Origin of the sequence: Fontibacillus forbon (assembly GCF_046559655.1) — a bacterium.
In the GTDB taxonomy this organism is placed as follows: Bacteria; Bacillota; Bacilli; order Paenibacillales; family Paenibacillaceae; genus Fontibacillus.
In genome coordinates, this window is record NZ_JBKGFV010000002.1 from 193,605 (window position 1) to 212,474 (window position 18,870).

Annotated in this window: 16 protein-coding genes; 2 read left to right on the plus strand and 14 right to left on the minus strand. The window is 50.1% G+C overall.

Going from position 1 to position 18,870, the window contains the following annotated elements; all coding sequences use genetic code 11:
* Positions 1 to 139: 139 nt before the first annotated feature.
* From ACLB09_RS07585 to dpsA, 9 genes are all read right to left on the minus strand, one after another.
* A complete protein-coding gene (locus ACLB09_RS07585; RefSeq protein WP_410769197.1) occupies positions 140 to 2,830 on the minus strand; it encodes an FtsK/SpoIIIE family DNA translocase in 2,691 nt (896 codons plus the stop codon).
* 65 nt (positions 2,831 to 2,895) lie between these two features.
* A complete protein-coding gene (locus ACLB09_RS07590) occupies positions 2,896 to 3,120 on the minus strand; it encodes a YlzJ-like family protein (protein WP_410769198.1) in 225 nt (74 codons plus the stop codon).
* Positions 3,117 to 3,836, minus strand: a complete 720-nt coding sequence (locus tag ACLB09_RS07595; protein WP_410770055.1) for a ClpP family protease — start codon at positions 3,834 to 3,836, stop codon at positions 3,117 to 3,119. The genes ACLB09_RS07590 and ACLB09_RS07595 overlap by 4 nt, the downstream gene beginning before the upstream one ends.
* A gap of 257 nt (positions 3,837 to 4,093) precedes the next feature.
* The gene (locus ACLB09_RS07600; RefSeq protein ID WP_410769199.1) at positions 4,094 to 5,773 is read right to left on the minus strand and encodes a ribonuclease J; all 1,680 of its coding nucleotides are present in this window, start codon (positions 5,771 to 5,773) and stop codon (positions 4,094 to 4,096) included.
* 250 nt (positions 5,774 to 6,023) lie between these two features.
* Positions 6,024 to 6,887 carry a 4-hydroxy-tetrahydrodipicolinate synthase gene (dapA, locus tag ACLB09_RS07605; protein WP_410769200.1) on the minus strand — a complete coding sequence of 288 codons (864 nt, stop codon included), beginning with the start codon at positions 6,885 to 6,887 and terminating at the stop codon, positions 6,024 to 6,026.
* Positions 6,888 to 6,933: 46 nt separating this feature from the next.
* Positions 6,934 to 8,154, minus strand: coding sequence for an aspartate kinase (dapG, locus tag ACLB09_RS07610; RefSeq protein WP_410769201.1), 1,221 nt, complete (start codon positions 8,152 to 8,154; stop codon positions 6,934 to 6,936).
* 83 nt (positions 8,155 to 8,237) lie between these two features.
* Positions 8,238 to 9,272 (minus strand): aspartate-semialdehyde dehydrogenase, encoded by a 1,035-nt coding sequence (locus ACLB09_RS07615; protein ID WP_410769202.1) that lies wholly within the window; start codon positions 9,270 to 9,272, stop codon positions 8,238 to 8,240.
* Positions 9,273 to 9,344: 72 nt separating this feature from the next.
* Positions 9,345 to 9,938, minus strand: a complete 594-nt coding sequence (locus ACLB09_RS07620) for a dipicolinate synthase subunit B (RefSeq protein WP_410769203.1) — start codon at positions 9,936 to 9,938, stop codon at positions 9,345 to 9,347.
* A complete protein-coding gene (gene dpsA, locus ACLB09_RS07625) occupies positions 9,935 to 10,834 on the minus strand; it encodes a dipicolinate synthase subunit DpsA (RefSeq protein ID WP_410770056.1) in 900 nt (299 codons plus the stop codon). The genes ACLB09_RS07620 and dpsA overlap by 4 nt, the downstream gene beginning before the upstream one ends.
* A gap of 297 nt (positions 10,835 to 11,131) precedes the next feature.
* On the opposite strand from dpsA, the gene ACLB09_RS07630 reads away from it, so the two are divergent.
* Positions 11,132 to 11,536, plus strand: coding sequence for a hypothetical protein (locus ACLB09_RS07630; RefSeq protein ID WP_410769204.1), 405 nt, complete (start codon positions 11,132 to 11,134; stop codon positions 11,534 to 11,536).
* A 14-nt stretch (positions 11,537 to 11,550) separates the two neighbouring features.
* Entirely contained in the window at positions 11,551 to 13,005 is a 1,455-nt protein-coding gene (locus tag ACLB09_RS07635; RefSeq protein ID WP_410769205.1) for a S41 family peptidase, read from the plus strand.
* Positions 13,006 to 13,101: 96 nt separating this feature from the next.
* Here ACLB09_RS07635 and dut read toward each other — a convergent pair whose 3' ends face one another.
* From dut to rpsO, 5 genes are all read right to left on the minus strand, one after another.
* Positions 13,102 to 13,551 carry a dUTP diphosphatase gene (dut, locus tag ACLB09_RS07640; RefSeq protein ID WP_410769206.1) on the minus strand — a complete coding sequence of 150 codons (450 nt, stop codon included), beginning with the start codon at positions 13,549 to 13,551 and terminating at the stop codon, positions 13,102 to 13,104.
* Positions 13,541 to 14,794 (minus strand): M16 family metallopeptidase, encoded by a 1,254-nt coding sequence (locus tag ACLB09_RS07645; RefSeq protein ID WP_410769207.1) that lies wholly within the window; start codon positions 14,792 to 14,794, stop codon positions 13,541 to 13,543. The genes dut and ACLB09_RS07645 overlap by 11 nt, the downstream gene beginning before the upstream one ends.
* Before the next feature lie 204 nt (positions 14,795 to 14,998).
* Positions 14,999 to 15,985 carry a polysaccharide deacetylase family protein gene (locus tag ACLB09_RS07650; RefSeq protein ID WP_410769208.1) on the minus strand — a complete coding sequence of 329 codons (987 nt, stop codon included), beginning with the start codon at positions 15,983 to 15,985 and terminating at the stop codon, positions 14,999 to 15,001.
* Between the two features lie 152 nt (positions 15,986 to 16,137).
* On the minus strand, positions 16,138 to 18,243 hold the full coding sequence (pnp, locus tag ACLB09_RS07655) for a polyribonucleotide nucleotidyltransferase (RefSeq protein WP_410769209.1): 2,106 nt from the start codon (positions 18,241 to 18,243) through the stop codon (positions 16,138 to 16,140).
* Positions 18,244 to 18,518: 275 nt separating this feature from the next.
* Positions 18,519 to 18,788 carry a 30S ribosomal protein S15 gene (gene rpsO, locus ACLB09_RS07660; protein WP_076168040.1) on the minus strand — a complete coding sequence of 90 codons (270 nt, stop codon included), beginning with the start codon at positions 18,786 to 18,788 and terminating at the stop codon, positions 18,519 to 18,521.
* Positions 18,789 to 18,870 lie beyond the last annotated feature (82 nt).

An 18,870-nucleotide genomic window follows, 5' to 3' on the forward strand; every position in this document is an offset into this window, starting at 1 on the left:
AACCCTTCGTCTGCTCCACCTGCGCCATGCCGTACGGAACCTTCTAAGAAAGTCTGCGGAATTCCTGGCAACGCAAAAAGCCCCGCCGTAGATCGGCGAGGCTTTAATGTGATTATTTTGTGCGTATGTTGTTGTAGTATCAAGAGGATATTTTCCCGACTTTGTATTGATCGATGGACATCAGAACCTCCCGAGGCTTGCTGCCTTCGTACGGCCCTACAATGCCTCTGGCTTCCATCGAGTCGATCAGGCGGGCAGCCCGGGTATAACCGACCCGCATACGGCGCTGAAGCAGCGATACGGAGGCCTGCTTGGCCTCCAGCACGATCTGTACGGCCTGATCGTACAGTTCGTCCAGTACTTCATTCTGGTCCGCCGATTCCTCTTCGATTTCGGGAACGAGGCTTTCATCATATTCCGCCTGGCCTTGGCCGCGGACATAAGTCACGATCGCTTCCACTTCCTGATCGCTCATAAACGCGCCCTGAACCCGAACCGGCTTGGAAGCGCCCATTGGCATAAAGAGCATATCCCCGCGTCCAAGCAGCTTCTCCGCACCGGCCATGTCGAGAATAGTGCGCGAATCAACCTGCGACGATACGCCGAAGGCGATGCGCGACGGAATGTTCGCCTTGATGACGCCCGTGATTACGTCTACGGACGGCCGCTGGGTAGCGATGATCAGGTGGATGCCGGCGGCACGGGCCATCTGGGCAAGCCGTGCTATTGCGTCTTCCACATCATTCGCCGCGACCATCATCAGGTCGGCAAGCTCGTCCACGATGACGACGATATACGGCAACACGGCCGCCGGGTTCTCCTTCATCATCAGGTTGTAGCCTTCGATATTGCGGGCACCCGATTTGGAGAACAACTCATACCGCTTCTCCATCTCGACCACGATTTTCTTCAGCGCGAGCGAAGCTCTGCGCGGATCGGTGACCACCGGGGTAAGCAGATGGGGAATCCCGTTATAGACATTCAGCTCGACCATTTTCGGATCAACCATCATAAATTTGACTTCATCCGGCTTCGCCTTATACAAAATGCTCGTAATGATCCCGTTGATACATACGGATTTCCCCGATCCTGTCGCCCCGGCCACGAGCAGATGGGGCATTTTCGCCAGATTACCGACGATGGTTTGACCGGAAATATCGCGTCCGAAAGCGATAGACAGTTTGGATTCCGCATCAACGAATGTCGGGGTTTCCATGACTTCGCGCATGGTCACCAGAGACACTTCGTTGTTAGGCACTTCAATCCCGATGGCCGATTTGCCCGGAATCGGTGCCTCCATCCGAATGTCTTTGGCGGCTAGCGCCAGGGCGATATCATCCGTCAGGTTCACGATTCGGCTTACCTTGACCCCGATATCCGGCTGAATCTCGTAACGGGTAACCGCCGGTCCGCGCACGACTTCAAGCACGCGGGCGCGTACGCCGAAGCTTTCCAGCGTCGCTTCAAGCTTGCGGGCCGTTTGCATATAATCGGCCTGATCGCCGGATTTCCCGCCGCCTGACGGCTTCTCCAACAGTCTGAACGAAGGCAGCTTGTACGGCTTCGGCGCCGGTTTAGGCTGTACAGGGACGACGGGCTCGGCCGGACCGTCGGATCCTCCGTCAGCCTCTCCATTAGGTGTCCCGAGTACTCCAGTCTCCGTATGGTCTTGAGCTTCCTCGCCACTAAAGTGATGCGACGATGCATCCTCCAAGTTTAGCGATTCGGCATCATTAACCGAGGCTTCGCCACTCCAAGCACTTTGAAGCTCCTGCGCCTCTTCAGCTTCCAGTTCGTCCTCGCCAGGATGGCTTTCCCGCTGAATTTGATCGAAAAAGTCGCGGATAATCGGTCCGGTATCCCCGAAAGAACGGTTCTCCGTCCCCTGAGACTGTTGGACTGTGCCGCCGCTGGCATCATGGCCGGCTAGTCCGCGATACTCCAATTCATTCCAATTGATTTCATGACTTTCCGGATGATCGTGTTCATCCTGCGGATCCTCCTGTACAGGAGGATTATTCTCCGGTGCTTGTCCTTTAAATCCAAATAGCTGAAAGAACACAGGCTTCTGTTTCCGAACCGCCGTACCCGGAGGATGTGACAATACCTCTTCCGCCTCTTCTTCCTCTTCCGGTTCGCGAATGACCGGTTTGGAGGCCGCTTTGACTTTATTAGTTACCGGCACCGGACGAAGCATGCGGATCTTTTTGCCCAACAATTCGCCGAATCCGCCCATTTTGCCCCGCAACAGCCGGATCAGGTCCACATAAGATAAACCGGTTACGAGCATAAAGCTGATCGCAAGCATAACGATCATTATTAATTTGGCTCCCGCCATGCCGAACAGCGAGTATAAAAGAGCGAATTCAAGGCCTCCTATGTATCCGCCGCTGATATTCAGCTGCAGCAAGCTAAATCCGGAATCGCCTGATGCAGGGTGAAACAAGGCTCCCTGAAGATCGCGCTGGATTTGTCCCATAATATTTCCGAAAGTCAGTGGTACGGAAGGCGTTAATCTTTGCCCCATTGCAGAGATACTGCTCATCAGCACAAAAGCCAATACGGCCAATAAAACTCCGCTGCGCTTTGTCGACCATTTGGCGGGCCATTTTCGCCCGATCATGACAGCCAGTCCAACATAAATGCCTATTAATGGAATAACAAAATAAAACTTGCCGAGGATCAGCGCCGACATTTTCGAAAGCGTTCTGCCGACGGCCGCCTCCCCGGACAAGGCTATGATGGATAAAGTGATCAGGATGATCCCATAAATTTCATATTTGAGCATATTGCCTAAAGCTGCCTTTTTCTTCTTCCGTTTGCGTGCCAAACAGGAACACCCCCCAGATGAATATTATACCATAATCACCGAGAGGTACCATATGATCGTTCCGTTTATCTTATCAGAACCGGCAAAAAAGTGATCTGGCGACCCGGTGCATAAGCCGGATTCAAATAATCATCCAGCCCGCACCGGAGGAGCCGGATAATAGTCGCTCTGTTTCCAGGGTCCATTCGTACCTGCATCAATATACCGCCAACCTCGATCTCGTTGTACATCTCTGCGATTTCCGGCTGTTCCCAGTAGGCTTCCTCCGGCAAAATCGTATAGTGGGTCATTGCGTGATCCCTCCCGGTGCCCTCATATTCCGACGGGTCTCGATCAGCGAGTTCAGTTTGCTTAGCCCTTCGCCAATTCCGCCAAGCGCATCGATCAAACCGTACTTAACCGCATCATTGCCGCCGACGGCCGTACCGATATCCCGGTTGAGTTCCCCGGTCTTGAACATCAGTTCTTTAAATGTATCTTCCGGTATCCGTGAGTGTGCCGTGACGAAACGGACTACCCGCTCCTGCATTTTCTCGATATATTCGAAAGTTTGGGGTACTCCGATCACAAGCCCGGTCATCCGGATCGGATGAATCGTCATCGTGGCGCTTTCAGCGATAAACGAATAATCCGATGCTACGGCAATAGGAACGCCGATGCTGTGTCCGCCGCCGATGACCACCGTAACTGTGGGCTTGGATAGGGATGCTATCATTTCCGCGATCGCGAGTCCTGCTTCAACATCGCCTCCCACGGTATTTAAGATGATCAGCAGCCCCTCGATTCGCGGATTTTGTTCTGCCGCTACCAACTGGGGTATCAGATGTTCGTATTTCGTCGTTTTATTTTGCGGAGGAAGTACGAGATGACCTTCTATCTGACCGATAATCGTCAAACAGTACACATTCGATTCCCCTTGCACAGGTACAGCCGTCTGTCCGAGCTGCTCGATCGTCTCGGTCACCGCCGCAGCTTTCTTATCCGCTTCAGGCTGAACCGGAGGCATCTCCTCCTGATCCGCCGCAGCTTTATCGCTTTCCTTGTTCATGTCGTCACGCTTCCTTCCGGCCATTCAGGCCTTTTTCATCGGTAACAATCTTACATGAACTAGTATGCCGACCTGCTCCCGCTCTCTATTCCACTTGGATATAGAACCCTTTTTTCAAACAAAAAAAGCCCCCTCTCCCGCAAGGAACCGTCCAATATTACCGGCGGGAAAAGAGGCGACTGTGTGCCTAACTATAAACTTATTGTCGTCTTAAATTAAACTTCCATAATAATTGGAAGAATCATCGGTCTGCGGCGGGTTTGTTCATACAGGAACCGTCCCAGCGAATCCTTCACGCTGGTTTTGAGCGAAGCCCATTCATTCACATTCTCGCTCATCAGTTTCTCCAGCGTACTGGAAACGATGCGGTTCGCTTCCTCAAGAAGGCCTTCGGATTCGCGAACGTAAACAAAACCTCTCGAAATAATGTCCGGACCGGACACGATCGTTCCATCCTGTTTGCTCAAGGTAACGACAACTACCAAGATGCCGTCCTGGGACAACAGTTTGCGGTCGCGAAGGACGATATTGCCGACATCGCCGACGCCGAGTCCATCGATCAAAACGTTGCCTGCCGGGACTTTACCGGCTTTGCGGGCTGCCCCGCCTTGAATTTCAACGATATCACCGATATCGACCAGGAAGATATTCTCCGGATCCACACCGACCGATTGACCTAACAGCGCGTGTTTGCGAAGCATCCGGTATTCGCCGTGAACCGGTATAAAATACTTAGGACGCATCAGGTTCAGCATCAGCTTCAGCTCTTCCTGACTGCCGTGGCCCGATACATGCACACCGGAGTTGGAGCCGCTGTAAATGACTTCCGCGCCAAGACGGAACAATTCGTCAATGGTGCGTCCTACATATTTCTCATTTCCCGGTACAGGAGTAGCAGCAATAATAACTGTATCCCCGGGTAAAATATCCACTTTGCGATGGGTCGAACGCGCCATGCGCGTCAATGCCGACATCGGTTCACCCTGACTGCCTGTGCAGAGAATAACAACGCGATCCGCCGCCATCTTGTTCACTTCTTCCGGCTCGATCAGAATTCCGTCCGGAACATTAAGATAGCCGAGTTCGGAAGCGATGCTTACTACATTGACCATACTGCGGCCGATAATCGTCACTTTGCGTCCTGTTGAAAAGGCTGCATCGATGACTTGCTGAATCCGGTGCACGTTCGATGCGAACGTAGCCACCACAACACGCTGCTCCGCTTTGCGGAATATGTCATCCAGCACGATTCCCACGTTTTTCTCGGATGGGGTAAATCCCGGTTTCTCCGCATTGGTGCTATCCGATAAAAGAGCCAGAACGCCCTTCTTCCCGATTTCGCCCATACGATGGAGATCGGCAAATTGATCATTGACTGGAGTATGATCGAATTTGAAGTCACCCGTGTGAACGACATTGCCTTCCGGCGTCTCGATGCACACTCCAACGGAATCCGGAATACTGTGGTTTGTTCTGAAGAATGTCGCTTTCATCGTCGATCCCAATTGGATTTCCGAATCCGCATGGATCAATACGCGCTTCGTTTCCCCGAGCAACCCGGCTTCCTTCAGCTTGTTTTCTACAAGGCCCAGCGTCAATTTTGTTCCGTACACCGGAACATTCAGGTTTCTGAGCACATAAGGCAAGCCCCCGATATGGTCTTCATGACCGTGCGTCAGCACGATACCCCTTACCTTATCACGGTTCTCCGTCAGGTAAGTAATATCGGGAATCACGATGTCGATGCCGAGCATGTCCTCTTCCGGAAATTTAAGGCCGGAATCGATGACTACAATGTCATTGGCATACTGGACGACATACATGTTCTTCCCGATTTCTGCGACGCCGCCCAGGGCAAAGATCATCAATTTATCATTATTCATTTTTTTGGACAAGTGAATCTAACCCTCCTATTGTTTTGGACGTCGTAATTTGTAAATGGAAACGCACCGATCAGTGCTTTTCTATATAAATTTTTAATAAAATACACCGCACCCAGTCACTTGAAACCATTATACATGATTAAATTGGCAAAAAACAAGTCAGCCGCCCGCCGCCTTCATATCGTTACCTTGCTCCACAGTCAAAAAACCGATGCCTGTTTTACCGGCATCGGTTTATGGAAATAGAACAAATTTATGGTTTTCAGCCCAACAATTCGCGAATTTTGCCCGCTTCCTCTTCCGATGGAGGTATGAGCGGAAGCCGTACAGACCCCACGGAATACCCTAGCTCATTAAGCGCATATTTCACGGCAACCGGATTCGGACACTCGAACAGCCCCTTAAATACAGGGAGCAGTTGTTGATGACTTTTCGCCGCGGCTGCGACATTTCCACCGATAAACAATTCGATCATCCGTTTCATGTCCTTACCGACAATATGGCTCGCTACGCTTACTACGCCGTGAGCCCCCACAGCAATCGCCGGCAATGCGGCCGAATCGTCTCCCGAATAGACTTTAAAGCCCTCAGGAGCTTCCGATGCGATCCCGGCAACCTGATCTAACGCAGCACATTCCTTCGTAGCGACGATATTAGGAATCTGGGCGAGCCGCAATGTCGTCTCTTTGCTAAGGCTGATGACGGTCCGGCTAGGCACGTTATAAAGCATGACCGGCAGCTTCGTCGACTCAGCTATGGCTTCAAAATGACGATAAAGTCCTTCCTGACTCGGTTTATTATAATATGGGGCTACCAGTAATAATCCATTGACACCGGCCGCTTCGGCTTCCTTGGACAGGTGGATCGAATGAGACGTATTATTGCTGCCCGTCCCTGCAATAATCTTACAGCGTCCCGCCGCATGCTTGACGGCGAATGCGAACAATTCCAATTTTTCTTCATCGGTTAAAGTGGGAGACTCTCCCGTCGTTCCACAAACGACAAGACTGTCGGACTTCTGCTCGTCGATTAAATAGTCCATAAGCCGAGCGGTTTGTTCCCAATCGATCTCATTCCGGTTATCGAAGGGGGTTACCATCGCTGTTATCAATCTTCCGAAATCCACGCTGTCTCCTCCTTGTTATTCTTCATTCGATTCAAGCACAGCCGTGTTACTTGCCTAATTCAAACTTGGTATGCAAGGCTCGGAGGGCTTGCACCATATCTTCCTTATTCACCAGTACCCAGATCGTGGTGTTGGAATCGGCAGACTGCAGGATCTGGATTTGCTGTTCCGTCAGTGCCTCGACAATTCGGGCCATGATCCCCGGCACGCCGTTGATTCCTCCGCCGATGACCGATACTTTGGCACATCCGCTAACAATTTGCGGATTAAGTCCCAAATCGTCCAAAACGGACTTCGCTTTGTTGGCATCGCTGTCAAAAACGGTATAAACCGCTCCGGACGGGGTTACATTAATAAAATCGACACTAATCGCATTTTCCGCCATGGCTTTAAAAACCCGCAATTGCAGGTTGTCCGAACCTTTGCCGCCCGATTCAACCTTGATTTGCGTCACATTGGCCACATAAGCGATTCCGGTCACATAGCGGTCAACAATGCCGATCTGCACGTCTTTGAATCCTTCCGGATTGGCAACCAAGGTTCCTTCACCTTGCGAAAAAGTAGAACGCACCCGGACAGGAATGCCGGATTGCATGGCAATTTCCACGGCGCGCGGGTGAATCACCTTCGCCCCCTGGTGAGCCATATTGCATATTTCGGCGTAACTGACGTAGTCAAGCGGTTTGGCGTCTTCTACGATTCTTGGGTCGGCGGTCAGGATACCGTCCACATCGGTATAAATATCTACCATTTCCGCATGCAGCGCCGCACCCAGCGCCGTTGCCGAAGTATCGCTTCCGCCCCGGCCCAGCGTAGTAAAATCGCCGTTTTGATTCTGGCCTTGGAATCCGGTTACGATAACAACATCGTTCCGCTCCAATTCCTCCAGGACTCTGGTCGGCACAATATCAAGGATTCTCGCATTGCCAAACTGGCTGTCCGTACGGAAGCCTGCCTGAGCTCCCGTAAGAACGACGGAGCTGAGAGATATTTCTTGTAATAAGCTGCATAGCATCGTGGCCGAAATAATTTCACCGCAGGAAAGCAGTAAATCCTGTTCGCGTGAGGGCAGGGAGCCCCCTCCTGTCGCGATCAGATCCAAGAGTGTGTCCGTGGCGTAAGGATCCCCTTTACGTCCCATGGCTGAAACCACAACGACAAGCCGGTAACCGTTATCCAGTTCCCGGCGAATATGAGAGATGACATGTCCTCTGGCTTCCTTTGTAGAGAGAGACGTGCCACCGAACTTCTGCACCAAAATGCGCATGGGTATTCCTCCAATTTAGTAAGCGGAGTAAAGCTATTCTTCATTCCGTTGTCGTGATGATGTAAAATGGACGATCAGCGGCCTTATTCCTGGGCCGCAATGATCTCCGCGATTTGTACGGCATTCCATGCCGCGCCTTTGAGCAGGTTATCCGAAACGATCCAAAGATTCAAACCGCGCGGATTACCAAGATCGCGGCGTAGTCGACCTACGAATACATCGTTTTTGCCTGCAGCATTCGTGGCGAGCGGATAGCTTTGCGAGGCCGGATCATCGACCAGCGCAATGCCAGGAGCATTGGAAAGCAGGTCTCTGATTTCCTCAAGTTCATAATCGTTCTTAAGCTCGACGTAAACAGATTCGGAATGACCGTAAACAACCGGAATACGGACACAAGTCGCGGTAACCTGGATCGAATCGTCTCCGAAAATTTTCTTCGTTTCGCGTACCATCTTCATTTCTTCCAGCGTATACCCGTTATCCTGGAATTTGTCGATTTGCGGTACGGCATTAAAGGCGATCTGATGCTTCACCGGTAACGAACCTACCGGCAAAATGTCAGGCGTCACTTCGCGTCCTTCGAGCACATCCTTGCTTTGACGCAGCATTTCGTTGATGGCCTTGGCGCCGGCACCGGATACGGCCTGATAGGTAGAAACGATAATCCGCGAAATTCCAAAACGGTCGTACAACGGCTTAAGGGCCGCCACCATCTGAATCGTCGAACAGTTAGGATTGGCAATGATTCCTTGATGCTTGCTGATCATATGTTCGTTAACTTCAGGAACGACGAGCGGAGCCGTCTCTTCCATCCGGAACGCATTTGTATTGTCGATGACTACTGCGCCATGACGCACGGCATGCGGGGCAAGCGCTTTGCTGACATCTCCGCCCGCGCTGAACAGCGCGATGTCGATGCCTTCAAAACTGTCCGGTCCAGCTTCCTCAACGGTAATTTCCTGTCCCTTAAAACGAAGAACGGTTCCTGCGGAACGGGCCGAAGACAAAAACTTCAGCTTTTCTACCGGAAAGTCCCTTTTCTCCAATAATCCGATAATTTGCTCCCCTACGGCTCCCGTCGCTCCGACTACGGCGACATTAAATTTCCTTTTGCTCATCTGGCACGTCTCCCCTTCTCTAATAGAACTATTTATATTAATGTAATGGATCTCCTGGTTAGGTGGGTTGGATCAATCCCGAAAACGTTCGATAATCAACGGCTGGAGCTGTTTGCCTTCGAGCGCGGCATAGCAGGTTTCAGGCACCAGTTCCATCCTTGCGACGAGCGAGTTGGGTTTGTTATCCGGGTTATCCTGACCAAACGGGACAAAATAAATATGTTTGGCCACGAGCAGTTTAGCTATATTGGCCATATTAAAACCTAATCCGTCATTGGTCGACACGGCGATCACCACCGGGCGGCCGTTGCGAAGCGTCGCTTTGGCAGCCATCAGCACCGGGCTATCGGTCACAGCGTTCGCCAGCTTGCTTGTCGTAGTCCCGGTACAAGGAGCGATTGCAAGTACATCGAGCAACTTGGTTGGTCCTAGCGGTTCCGCGTCGACAATTGAAGAAATGATATCATTCCCTGTTATATCTTTCAACTGTTTTTGCCAATTTTCCGATTTACCGAAGCGGGTATCCGTCATCATTACCGATTGCGAAATGATCGGCACCACTTTGGCGCCGTCATCGACAAACCGCTGAATCTGAGGCATAACCTCAGCTAATGTACAATGCGATCCCGTCACAGCGTATCCAACTGTTTTCCCCTGCCAATTCACTCTTCATCCCCCCGTAAATGAAACTCTTCCAATATCGACTGACAGAGCGTATTCGCTATGATAATACCAGCCGTTTTGGGAGCGACGATTCCGGGCAAACCGGGAGCAAGGAGCGCCTTGATTCCGCGTTTCTCGGCAAACCGGAAATCACATCCTCCGGGAGCCGACGCGAGATCGATGATAACAGCTTGACGGGGCAATTTCGAGATGATTTGCGCTGTGACTATCATAGTCGGAATTGTATTAAAAATCAAGTCAATAGCGCTATTGTAAGCGTTCAAATCCGTTGCTACAAAAGGCTTCCACCCCATTTGCACCGCCCTGGCCACATCGGCTTCCTTCCGCACTCCCACCTGTACATTCGCTCCCAAACCCTGCAGCGTTTTCGCCAAAGTAAATCCTGTTCTCCCTATCCCGAGAACGATACAATTCGAACCATGAATAGTGATTTCCGTGTTCTGAATCGCCATCATTACCGCCCCTTCGGCGGTAGGAATGGAATTGTAAATCGCCACATCATCGCGATCCAGCAATTCGATTAAGCGAAAACCGTATTCCGCTCCCATCCGTTTCAAATAGCTTTTTGCCATGCCTGTATAAACCAATGTATCTTCCTTTATCGCAGCAAACATCTCTTTCTTCAAGACCAGATCAGTGGTGGAAAACGGCGCGGCTATCCCCCCCTGATCATTGCAGCCCACCACCGGTAGCACGATTACGTCCGCTTCCTGAAGCAGTGCCGGGGTCAGCGTTTCATGACTAACGCCGGCTAGCGGAGATTCCAGTGTTTCAAAACCAACCACCCGGACAATCGCATCCAGTTCCACACATTTATTGATCACTTCCACCTGGCGGGCATCTCCGCCCAAAAAAACGATGGTGAGACCGGTTAACATCAAGATCGGCACTCCTTCCAGGCCATACAGTATAGAGCATCTTATGCCGCTGCCCACGAAGTGGTGAAACATTATACGTCTATCCCCGTTTTTCGGTGCGAAAGCTCATATTAAAAATGCGGATCATTTTTTAGAATACAACAAATAGGAAAGGAGCCTAACTTATGTCAAAGAGATTCATAGAAATTACGTTGGCTTTCGCCATTGTAATTATCGGGGCGTTGTTTGTTTAATTCGGAAAGAAACGCCCCCTCTTCTTCTACAAAACCTGTAGACACGGTTCCGGCAGTACCAACGATGACGGTCCAACAAATGAAAGAGGATCTGGATTATCTGGTAAGTACGATCGGACAGGTTCATCCCGCTCTGATCGAGGGATGGAACCGGGAGCAACAGGATTTGATTGACGAAGTATACGAACGCGCTCAAACTCCTATGACTAGCGACCAGTTTTATTTTATAGCCAATGAAATCATCACTATATTGCAAGATGCACATACAGCAATGAGTCCATACTCCAGAACCACCAAAACTCTGAGGCTGCCTCTCGATTGGACGCAGGAGGGACCCATCGTCCTGACTTCGCAACACGATTTGCAGCGAGGTGATTTGCTCCTCAGCCTGGGCGGATTTCCTTTTGTATCAAGTGCAAAAACTCACAGTGAAAAAATCGAATTCTTCCTAAGATATAACAAATTATAAAAGGGGATCTGCATATGAAAAAAACAATGATAAGGACCGTCACGTTATTCCTTGTTGTCGTTGCCGGAATTTTGTTATTCCTGTTGTATCCTGCAAAAAACAATCCACCTTCCGGCGATATCGCCGAGTCGGTCGCATCAACAGCGTTGGGAGATTCAACGGAACCCGTCAGTTCGGATCTGCCGACCGATGCGCCGGTAAATATGACTATAACGGTCCAGGAGATGACGGAGGATCTCGATTATTTAGTGAAAACGATGGAAGAGGTTCATCCTGCCTTGATGGAAGGTTGGAGTAAGGAGCAGCAAGAGACGATAAATGAGGTCTATGAGCAGATAAAATCTCCATTGACTAAAGAACAGTTTTATTTTTCTGCCAATAAAATCGTTGCTTCGGCTCATGATGCGCATACAACGATAAATCCATTTTCCGCCGCGACGGAAGTAATCTCTCTCCCCTTATACTGGGCGCCAGAAGGACCCGTGGTACTGAATTCCACGCTTCAGCTTCAGCGCGGCGACCTCTTGGTCGAGCTCGGGGGGCTTACGCCGGAAGAGTTGTTGGAAAAACTCACTCAAGTAGTGCCCGCTGAGAATGAATACTGGGTAAAGACAAGCGGTATTTCAATGCTAACCAATGGGGCGTTTCTGAAGGATTTAAACCTCGTTGAAGATGGCAAAGTTTCCATTACGATTGACCGGGATGGAGAACTTGTCCAGTTGGACCTGCCGCTTGTTCCCCTAAAATCATCAAACACTTCAAAGACCGCATTTGATACCGGGCACGAAGACTACAGCTATACTTTAAATGAGGAGCTGTCGCTCGGGATTTTGCGCATAAATACGTGTAAGGTAAATCAAGACTATTTAAGCACTTTGGAAAATTTCTTTGCCGAAGTCGCAAGCCTGAAGATTAAGCATGTGGCTGTTGATATAAGAAACAACTCGGGCGGAGATTCCAGAGTAATTGATGAATTTTTACGTTACATAGATGGAGTCGACAAATATGGAAGTTATTCAGGATTGGTCCGCTTTTCCAAGCAGGCTGCTGAACAAAGAGGCGAGAGTCAGACCAGCGGCTACTTTAGTTCCGATCCCTATCAAGTCGAAATTACCAATCCGGCCACCCCTTCCTTTGCCGGGAATCTCTATGTGTTGACTTCACCCAAAACTTTTAGTTCAGGCAACTGGTTTGCCGTCATCATTCAAGATAATAAGCTTGGAACGATTCTCGGGGAACCAACCGGTAATCAGCCCTCCAGTTATGGGGATGTCCTGGGCTTCTCGCTGCCCCATTCCGGATTTCAGTTCAATGTTTCCTACAAAAAATTTAAACGGCCCAATAGCAAACTGGATGATCAAACGGCACTGATGCCGGATGTGCCTGTGTACACAACACGTCAGGATATTATCGATTCACGCGATGCCCAAATCGGCAAATTGGAAGATATCATAAAAAGGAAACCTTGAGGCAAGCGGGTTAGCTTGTCCGAACAAATAAAGGCAACGGAGATTCAACTCCGTTGCCTTTATTAATTTCAATGGATAATGACGAAGAATTCCGTGTTACTTCGTACCTGTATGACCAAACCCGCCGGCCCCGCGGAGAGTCTCCGAAAGCTCGTCAACCTGAAGCAGATTCACTTCCGGAACGATCTGGAACACCATCTGGGCAATCCGTTCGTTGCGTTTGATCGCGAACGGCTCCTGGCCCAGGTTGATCAGCAGCACCTTGATTTCGCCCCGGTAATCGGCATCGATCGTCCCCGGCGTGTTCAAGCAAGTGATGCCATGTTTGAATGCCAGGCCGCTGCGCGGACGAATCTGCGCTTCGAGCCCGCCCGGCATAGCAATGGCGATGCCGGTAGGCACCAGATTGCGCTGACCGGGCTCTAGCACCAGGTCCTCGGTTACCGCAGCATACAAATCGAACCCGGAGGCCAGCTCCGACATTTTGCGGGGAAGCTCGATATCTTCATTTCCGGCGATTCTTTTGATCTGTACATCAAATGACAAGTTCATCTCTCCTTATTCCCGACAGCACGCGGTCCGAAGCACCGACCATGGCGAGTGCATACGGCTCGCTGAACATTTTTTTCAGCACATCGTTCACATCGTTCATAGTAACGGCTTCAATGCGGTCTATCATTTCATCAAGCGTATAATGCCGTCCGATCATCAGCTCATTTTTGCCTAGACGGTTCATCCGGCTGCCCGTGCTTTCCAAGCTAAGTATCAAGCTGCCCTTTAATTGCTCCTTGCCTTTACGCAATTCGCTTTCCGTGATGCCTTTTTCGGACACTTCATGCAATAATTCTTTGGTCAAGTCGAGCACATCTTTGGTCTGTTTAGGCGCCGTACCGGCGTAGACCGTGAACAAGCCGCTATCCGCATGAGAGCTATGATAAGAATAAACGGAATACGCCAGCCCCCGCTTTTCGCGGATTTCCTGAAACAGCCTGGAACTCATTCCGCCCCCCAGAGCATTGTTCAGCAGTACCATCGCATACTGATTCGGATCCCCTACCGGTAATCCCGGGAAAGAGAGACAAATATGATTTTGCTCGGTTTTTTTACGGTAAAACTTGAGGCCGCCAAGAAAATCAGGAGCAGACAAGGCATCCGCTGTCCCGTGGTTTCCAAAGTCCCCAAAGTATTTCTCAAGCAATTCAAGTATCGAATCATCGATATTGCCGGCGACGGCAATGACCGTATTTTCGATCGTATATTTCTCTTTCATATACGAACGAAGATCGGCCGGTCCCAAGGCCCGGAGCTTTTCTTCCGTCCCGAGAATAGGCAGCGCGAGCGCGTGGGTTCCGTAGGCGGCTTCCGCCAGCAGATCATGGACCATATCATCCGGCGTATCCTCGTACATCGAAATTTCTTCCACGATCACGTTCTTCTCTTTACGCAACTCTTCCTCGTCAAATAAGGAGCGGAAAAACATATCGGACAACACATCTACCGCAATCGGCAAATGCTCGTCTAATACTTTCGCGTAATAACACGTATATTCCTTGGAAGTGAATGCATTCACGTTGCCGCCGATGGCATCGAATTGCTCTGCGATATCCTTGGCGCTGAAGCGTTCCGTGCCCTTGAACAGCATATGTTCAATAAAATGCGAAATCCCGCCCATTTCAGGCGTTTCGTTACGGGAACCCGTCTTTACCCATATGCCGAACGACACCGAACGGCAGGTCGGTATTTTCTCCATAACCACCCGAAGGCCGTTTTTTAACTGCGTTTTATTCACGACTGGCCCTCCTAAAAGTTTTACGAAGCATTAGCTACTAAAGGAATACTTCGCAGTAAAACTTGCTTCGAAAGCATACGCTTAGTTTTACGAAGCATTAACTACTAAAGAAATACTTCGCAGTAAAACTTGCTTCGAAAGCATATGCTTCGTTTACGTAACTAAACAAATGCACCATTATCCTATCAAAAAAACACCGATTCCTCAACTCCCCGGCACATGGACCCGGTTCGGCGACAACGTTTCTTCCACCGTGCCCAGCGTCAACCCTTTTTTCCGGATGACCTGAATCATTCCCTTGAGCGCATCCCGGGACGAAGCGGTCGGATGCATGAGGATCAGCGATCCCGATTCCACCTTGCTTGCGATTCGGTTAATGATCGTATCTGCGGGCGGTTTTCTCCAATCGATCGTATCTACCGTCCAAAGGACCGTTTTCAGTCCCTGTTCGGCAGCCAGTTGCACGGTTCGATCGTCGAAATCTCCCGATGGCGGCGCAAACCAGCGATTGTCCACGCCCAATTTCTCCTTGAGTACCTCTTTCGTTTTGGAAATCTCCAATCTGGCCCGGCTATCGTCCAACTCGCTCATATTGGGGTGGGAGTAGGCATGGTTTTCCAACTGATGCCCCCGTTTCTGGATTTCCAGTCCCAGGTCGGCATTCTTTTTTAACCAGCTTCCATCAAAAAAGAACGTCGCCTTTACCTTGGACTCGTCCAGCGTATCCAGCATCGGAATAATAAATTCGTTGCCCCAGGCGACATTGATCATTAAAGCGACCATCGGCTTGTTAGGGTTTCCGCGATAAATGGGATGCGCTCCGAGATCGTCGAGATGAACCTTGGGCTTGATTTCTTTATACAAATATTGAATTTCCGAACCTTCCGGCTGCAATCTTGCTTTTTGATATGTGCCTTCGACGTCAACTTCCAGACCGTTATACCCCGGTATTGCTCGCCAGACCCGGTCCACTACGGCGTCAACGGGCTCGACCCTTCGCTTGGTTGCCTCTTCTTCTATCTTTTCCAGCAATTGTGACTCTCCGCGGCTGTCCGCAAAACGCCCGAAGGCATCCTGACCGCGCTCGCGGTTGTCTCGGCCTTCCACAAAGACACGGATCCCCGCAAATTGCCCCAGCACGAAGACCAAAAGCATGCAAAGACACACAAGCGCGAACTTTTTCCGATTCATGACAGACTCATCCCTTCAGCGGGTTTTGTCCTCATCTTATGAATACCGGGTAAAAATTATGCGGACAGGCGAAATAAGTCTTCCAAAAAAATAAAAAAGAGCCAGAATTATTTCATTCTGCCTCTTTTCCGCGCTAGGGTGAGTAGCCTAAATCAGGATGGCGATTTTTCCGTTTCCGCAGTCAATACCGCTTTACGGGAAAGATTAACCCGTCCTTGCTGATCGATTTCCGTTACTTTCACGGTTACGGTATCACCGATCGCCACTACATCTTCCACTTTAGCTACGCGTTCCGTCGAAAGCTGAGAAATGTGTACAAGACCGTCTTTACCCGGCAGAATTTCAACAAAAGCGCCGAATTTCTCGATCCGTTTTACGGTACCGATGTATATTTCTCCAACAATGACTTCCTTCACGATGCCTTCGATAATCGAACGTGCTTTGTTGTTCATTTCTTCATTGGTTGAAGCAATGAATACGCGGCCGTCTTGCTCGATATCGATTTTTACGCCGGTTTCTTCAATAATTTTATTGATGATTTTACCGCCGGCACCGATAACGTCGCGGATTTTGTCCGGATTGATATTCATGATCATGATCTTAGGCGCATAAGGAGACAAATGTTCCTTCGGCTTTTGAATGCGATCGGTCATCTTGGAGAGGATGAACATGCGGCCTTCCCGTGCCTGCGACAGCGCATCGGTCAAAATCTGGCGGTCGATACCGTCAATTTTGATGTCCATCTGAATCGCAGTAACGCCTTCCGACGTACCGGCGACTTTAAAGTCCATGTCTCCGAGGTGGTCTTCCATCCCCTGGATGTCGGTAAGGATCGACACATGCTCGCCATCCTTGATCAACCCCATCGCCACACCGGCCACCGGCGCTTTGATCGGAACACCAGCGTCCATCATCGCCAGCGTACTGGCGCAAATGCTCGCTTGCGAAGTGGAACCGTTGGATTCCAATACTTCGGATACGAGACGAATCGTATACGGGAACTCGGATTCGGGCGGAATGACTTTGGATAGCGCTCTTTCACCGAGAGCTCCATGTCCGATTTCACGACGTCCCGGAGCGCGCAAAGGACGAGCTTCGCCTACGCTGAACGGCGGGAAGTTATAGTGGTGCATGAATCGTTTCGATTCTTCCGGATCGATGCCGTCCAGAATTTGCACATCGCCCAAGGCTCCTAACGTACAAACGCTGAGCGCCTGGGTTTGACCGCGGGTAAACAAGCCGGAGCCATGCGTACGCGGCAGCAAGTTAATATCGCATTCGATCGGGCGGATTTCATCCAACTTCCGTCCGTCAGGACGAACTTTGTCATGAGTAATCAGGCGGCGCACTTCTTCTTTAACGATATCGTGCAGTACTTCCTTCACATCGCCAAGAAGCTCAGGAGACTCTATGTACTTCTCCACAAAATGGGCTACCGTTTCATCATTAATACTGTCAATGGCATCTTGACGGGCATGCTTCTCGACGATTTTTACGGCTTCCACAAGGCGTGCTTCGGCAAAATCGCGAACGTCGCGATTGACCTCTGCATTGACCGCGTGCAGCTTCACTTCCATCTTCTCTTTACCGGCAACCGCAACAAGCTCTTCAATGACAGCTACGATATTCTTGATTTCGTCATGACCGAACATAATCGCTTCCAGCATGACTTCCTCAGGAACTTCATTTGCTTCCGCTTCCACCATCATAATAGCGTCCTTGGTACCTGCCACGACGACATAGATGTCACTGGCTTCCTGCTGGGCAATGTCCGGGTTAATGACGAATTTGCCGTCCACACGGCCAACGGCCACCCCGCCGATCGGTCCGTTAAACGGCACGTCGGAAATGCTCAGCGCTGCGGAAGTACCGATCATAGCTGCGATTTCAGGCTCGCAGTCTTGATCCACACTCATTACGAGATTGACGATTTGCACGTCATTACGGAATCCTTCCGGAAACAAAGGACGGATCGGACGGTCGGTCAAGCGGCTGGCGAGAATCGCCTTTTCGCTGGGACGCCCTTCCCGTTTAATGAAACCGCCGGGAATTTTCCCTACGGCGTACAGCTTTTCTTCATAATTGACCGTAAGCGGGAAAAAATCAAGATCCTTCGGTTCAGAAGAAGCCGTAACCGTACACAAAACTGCCGTTTCTCCGTACCGTACCATGACAGCGGCATTCGCCTGCTTGGCCAAACGTCCGGTTTCCAGTATAAGAGGTCTTCCCCCCAACTGCATTTTTACATGTTTTTCCATGAAATCCCTCCTTATCACAAATAACAGTTCGGTACAAGTCTCATTATTTCCTGCTTTTATCACATTCATAAACGCAGAATGCATTAATCGCAGAATAACATAGAGCTTGTCCTATTCACAACAAAAGCTCCTGACGGAGCTTGGACTAAGCGATATATAGTTTGCCACAAAAACGTATACATTTCCAACTTTTTAAAAAGCAACCCGGAAGCACACCGTCCGCTTGATCAGCGAATCCGGCGACAACCAGGCTGCTTCGGTAAAACAAAGGCAAATTAACGACGCAATCCGAGCTTTTCAATCAAAGCGGAGTAACGCTTAACGTCTTTGTTCTTCAAGTAAGCCAACAGCTTGCGGCGTTGACCAACCATTTTCAGAAGACCGCGACGGGAATGATGGTCCTTCTTGTGCGTACGCAAGTGGTCCGTCAAATTCACGATGTTCTCCGTAAGGATAGCAATTTGCACCTCTGGTGATCCTGTATCGGATTCATGAGTTTTGTGCTCTTCAATCAGTTGTTGTTTGCGTTCTTGAGTTAATGCCATCCTGTTCACCTCCTTTTATCAAATCGCCATTAGCCTAGTAGCCGGACGGTGAGACCGGTAACCAAGCCAAGGTTATCGCGTC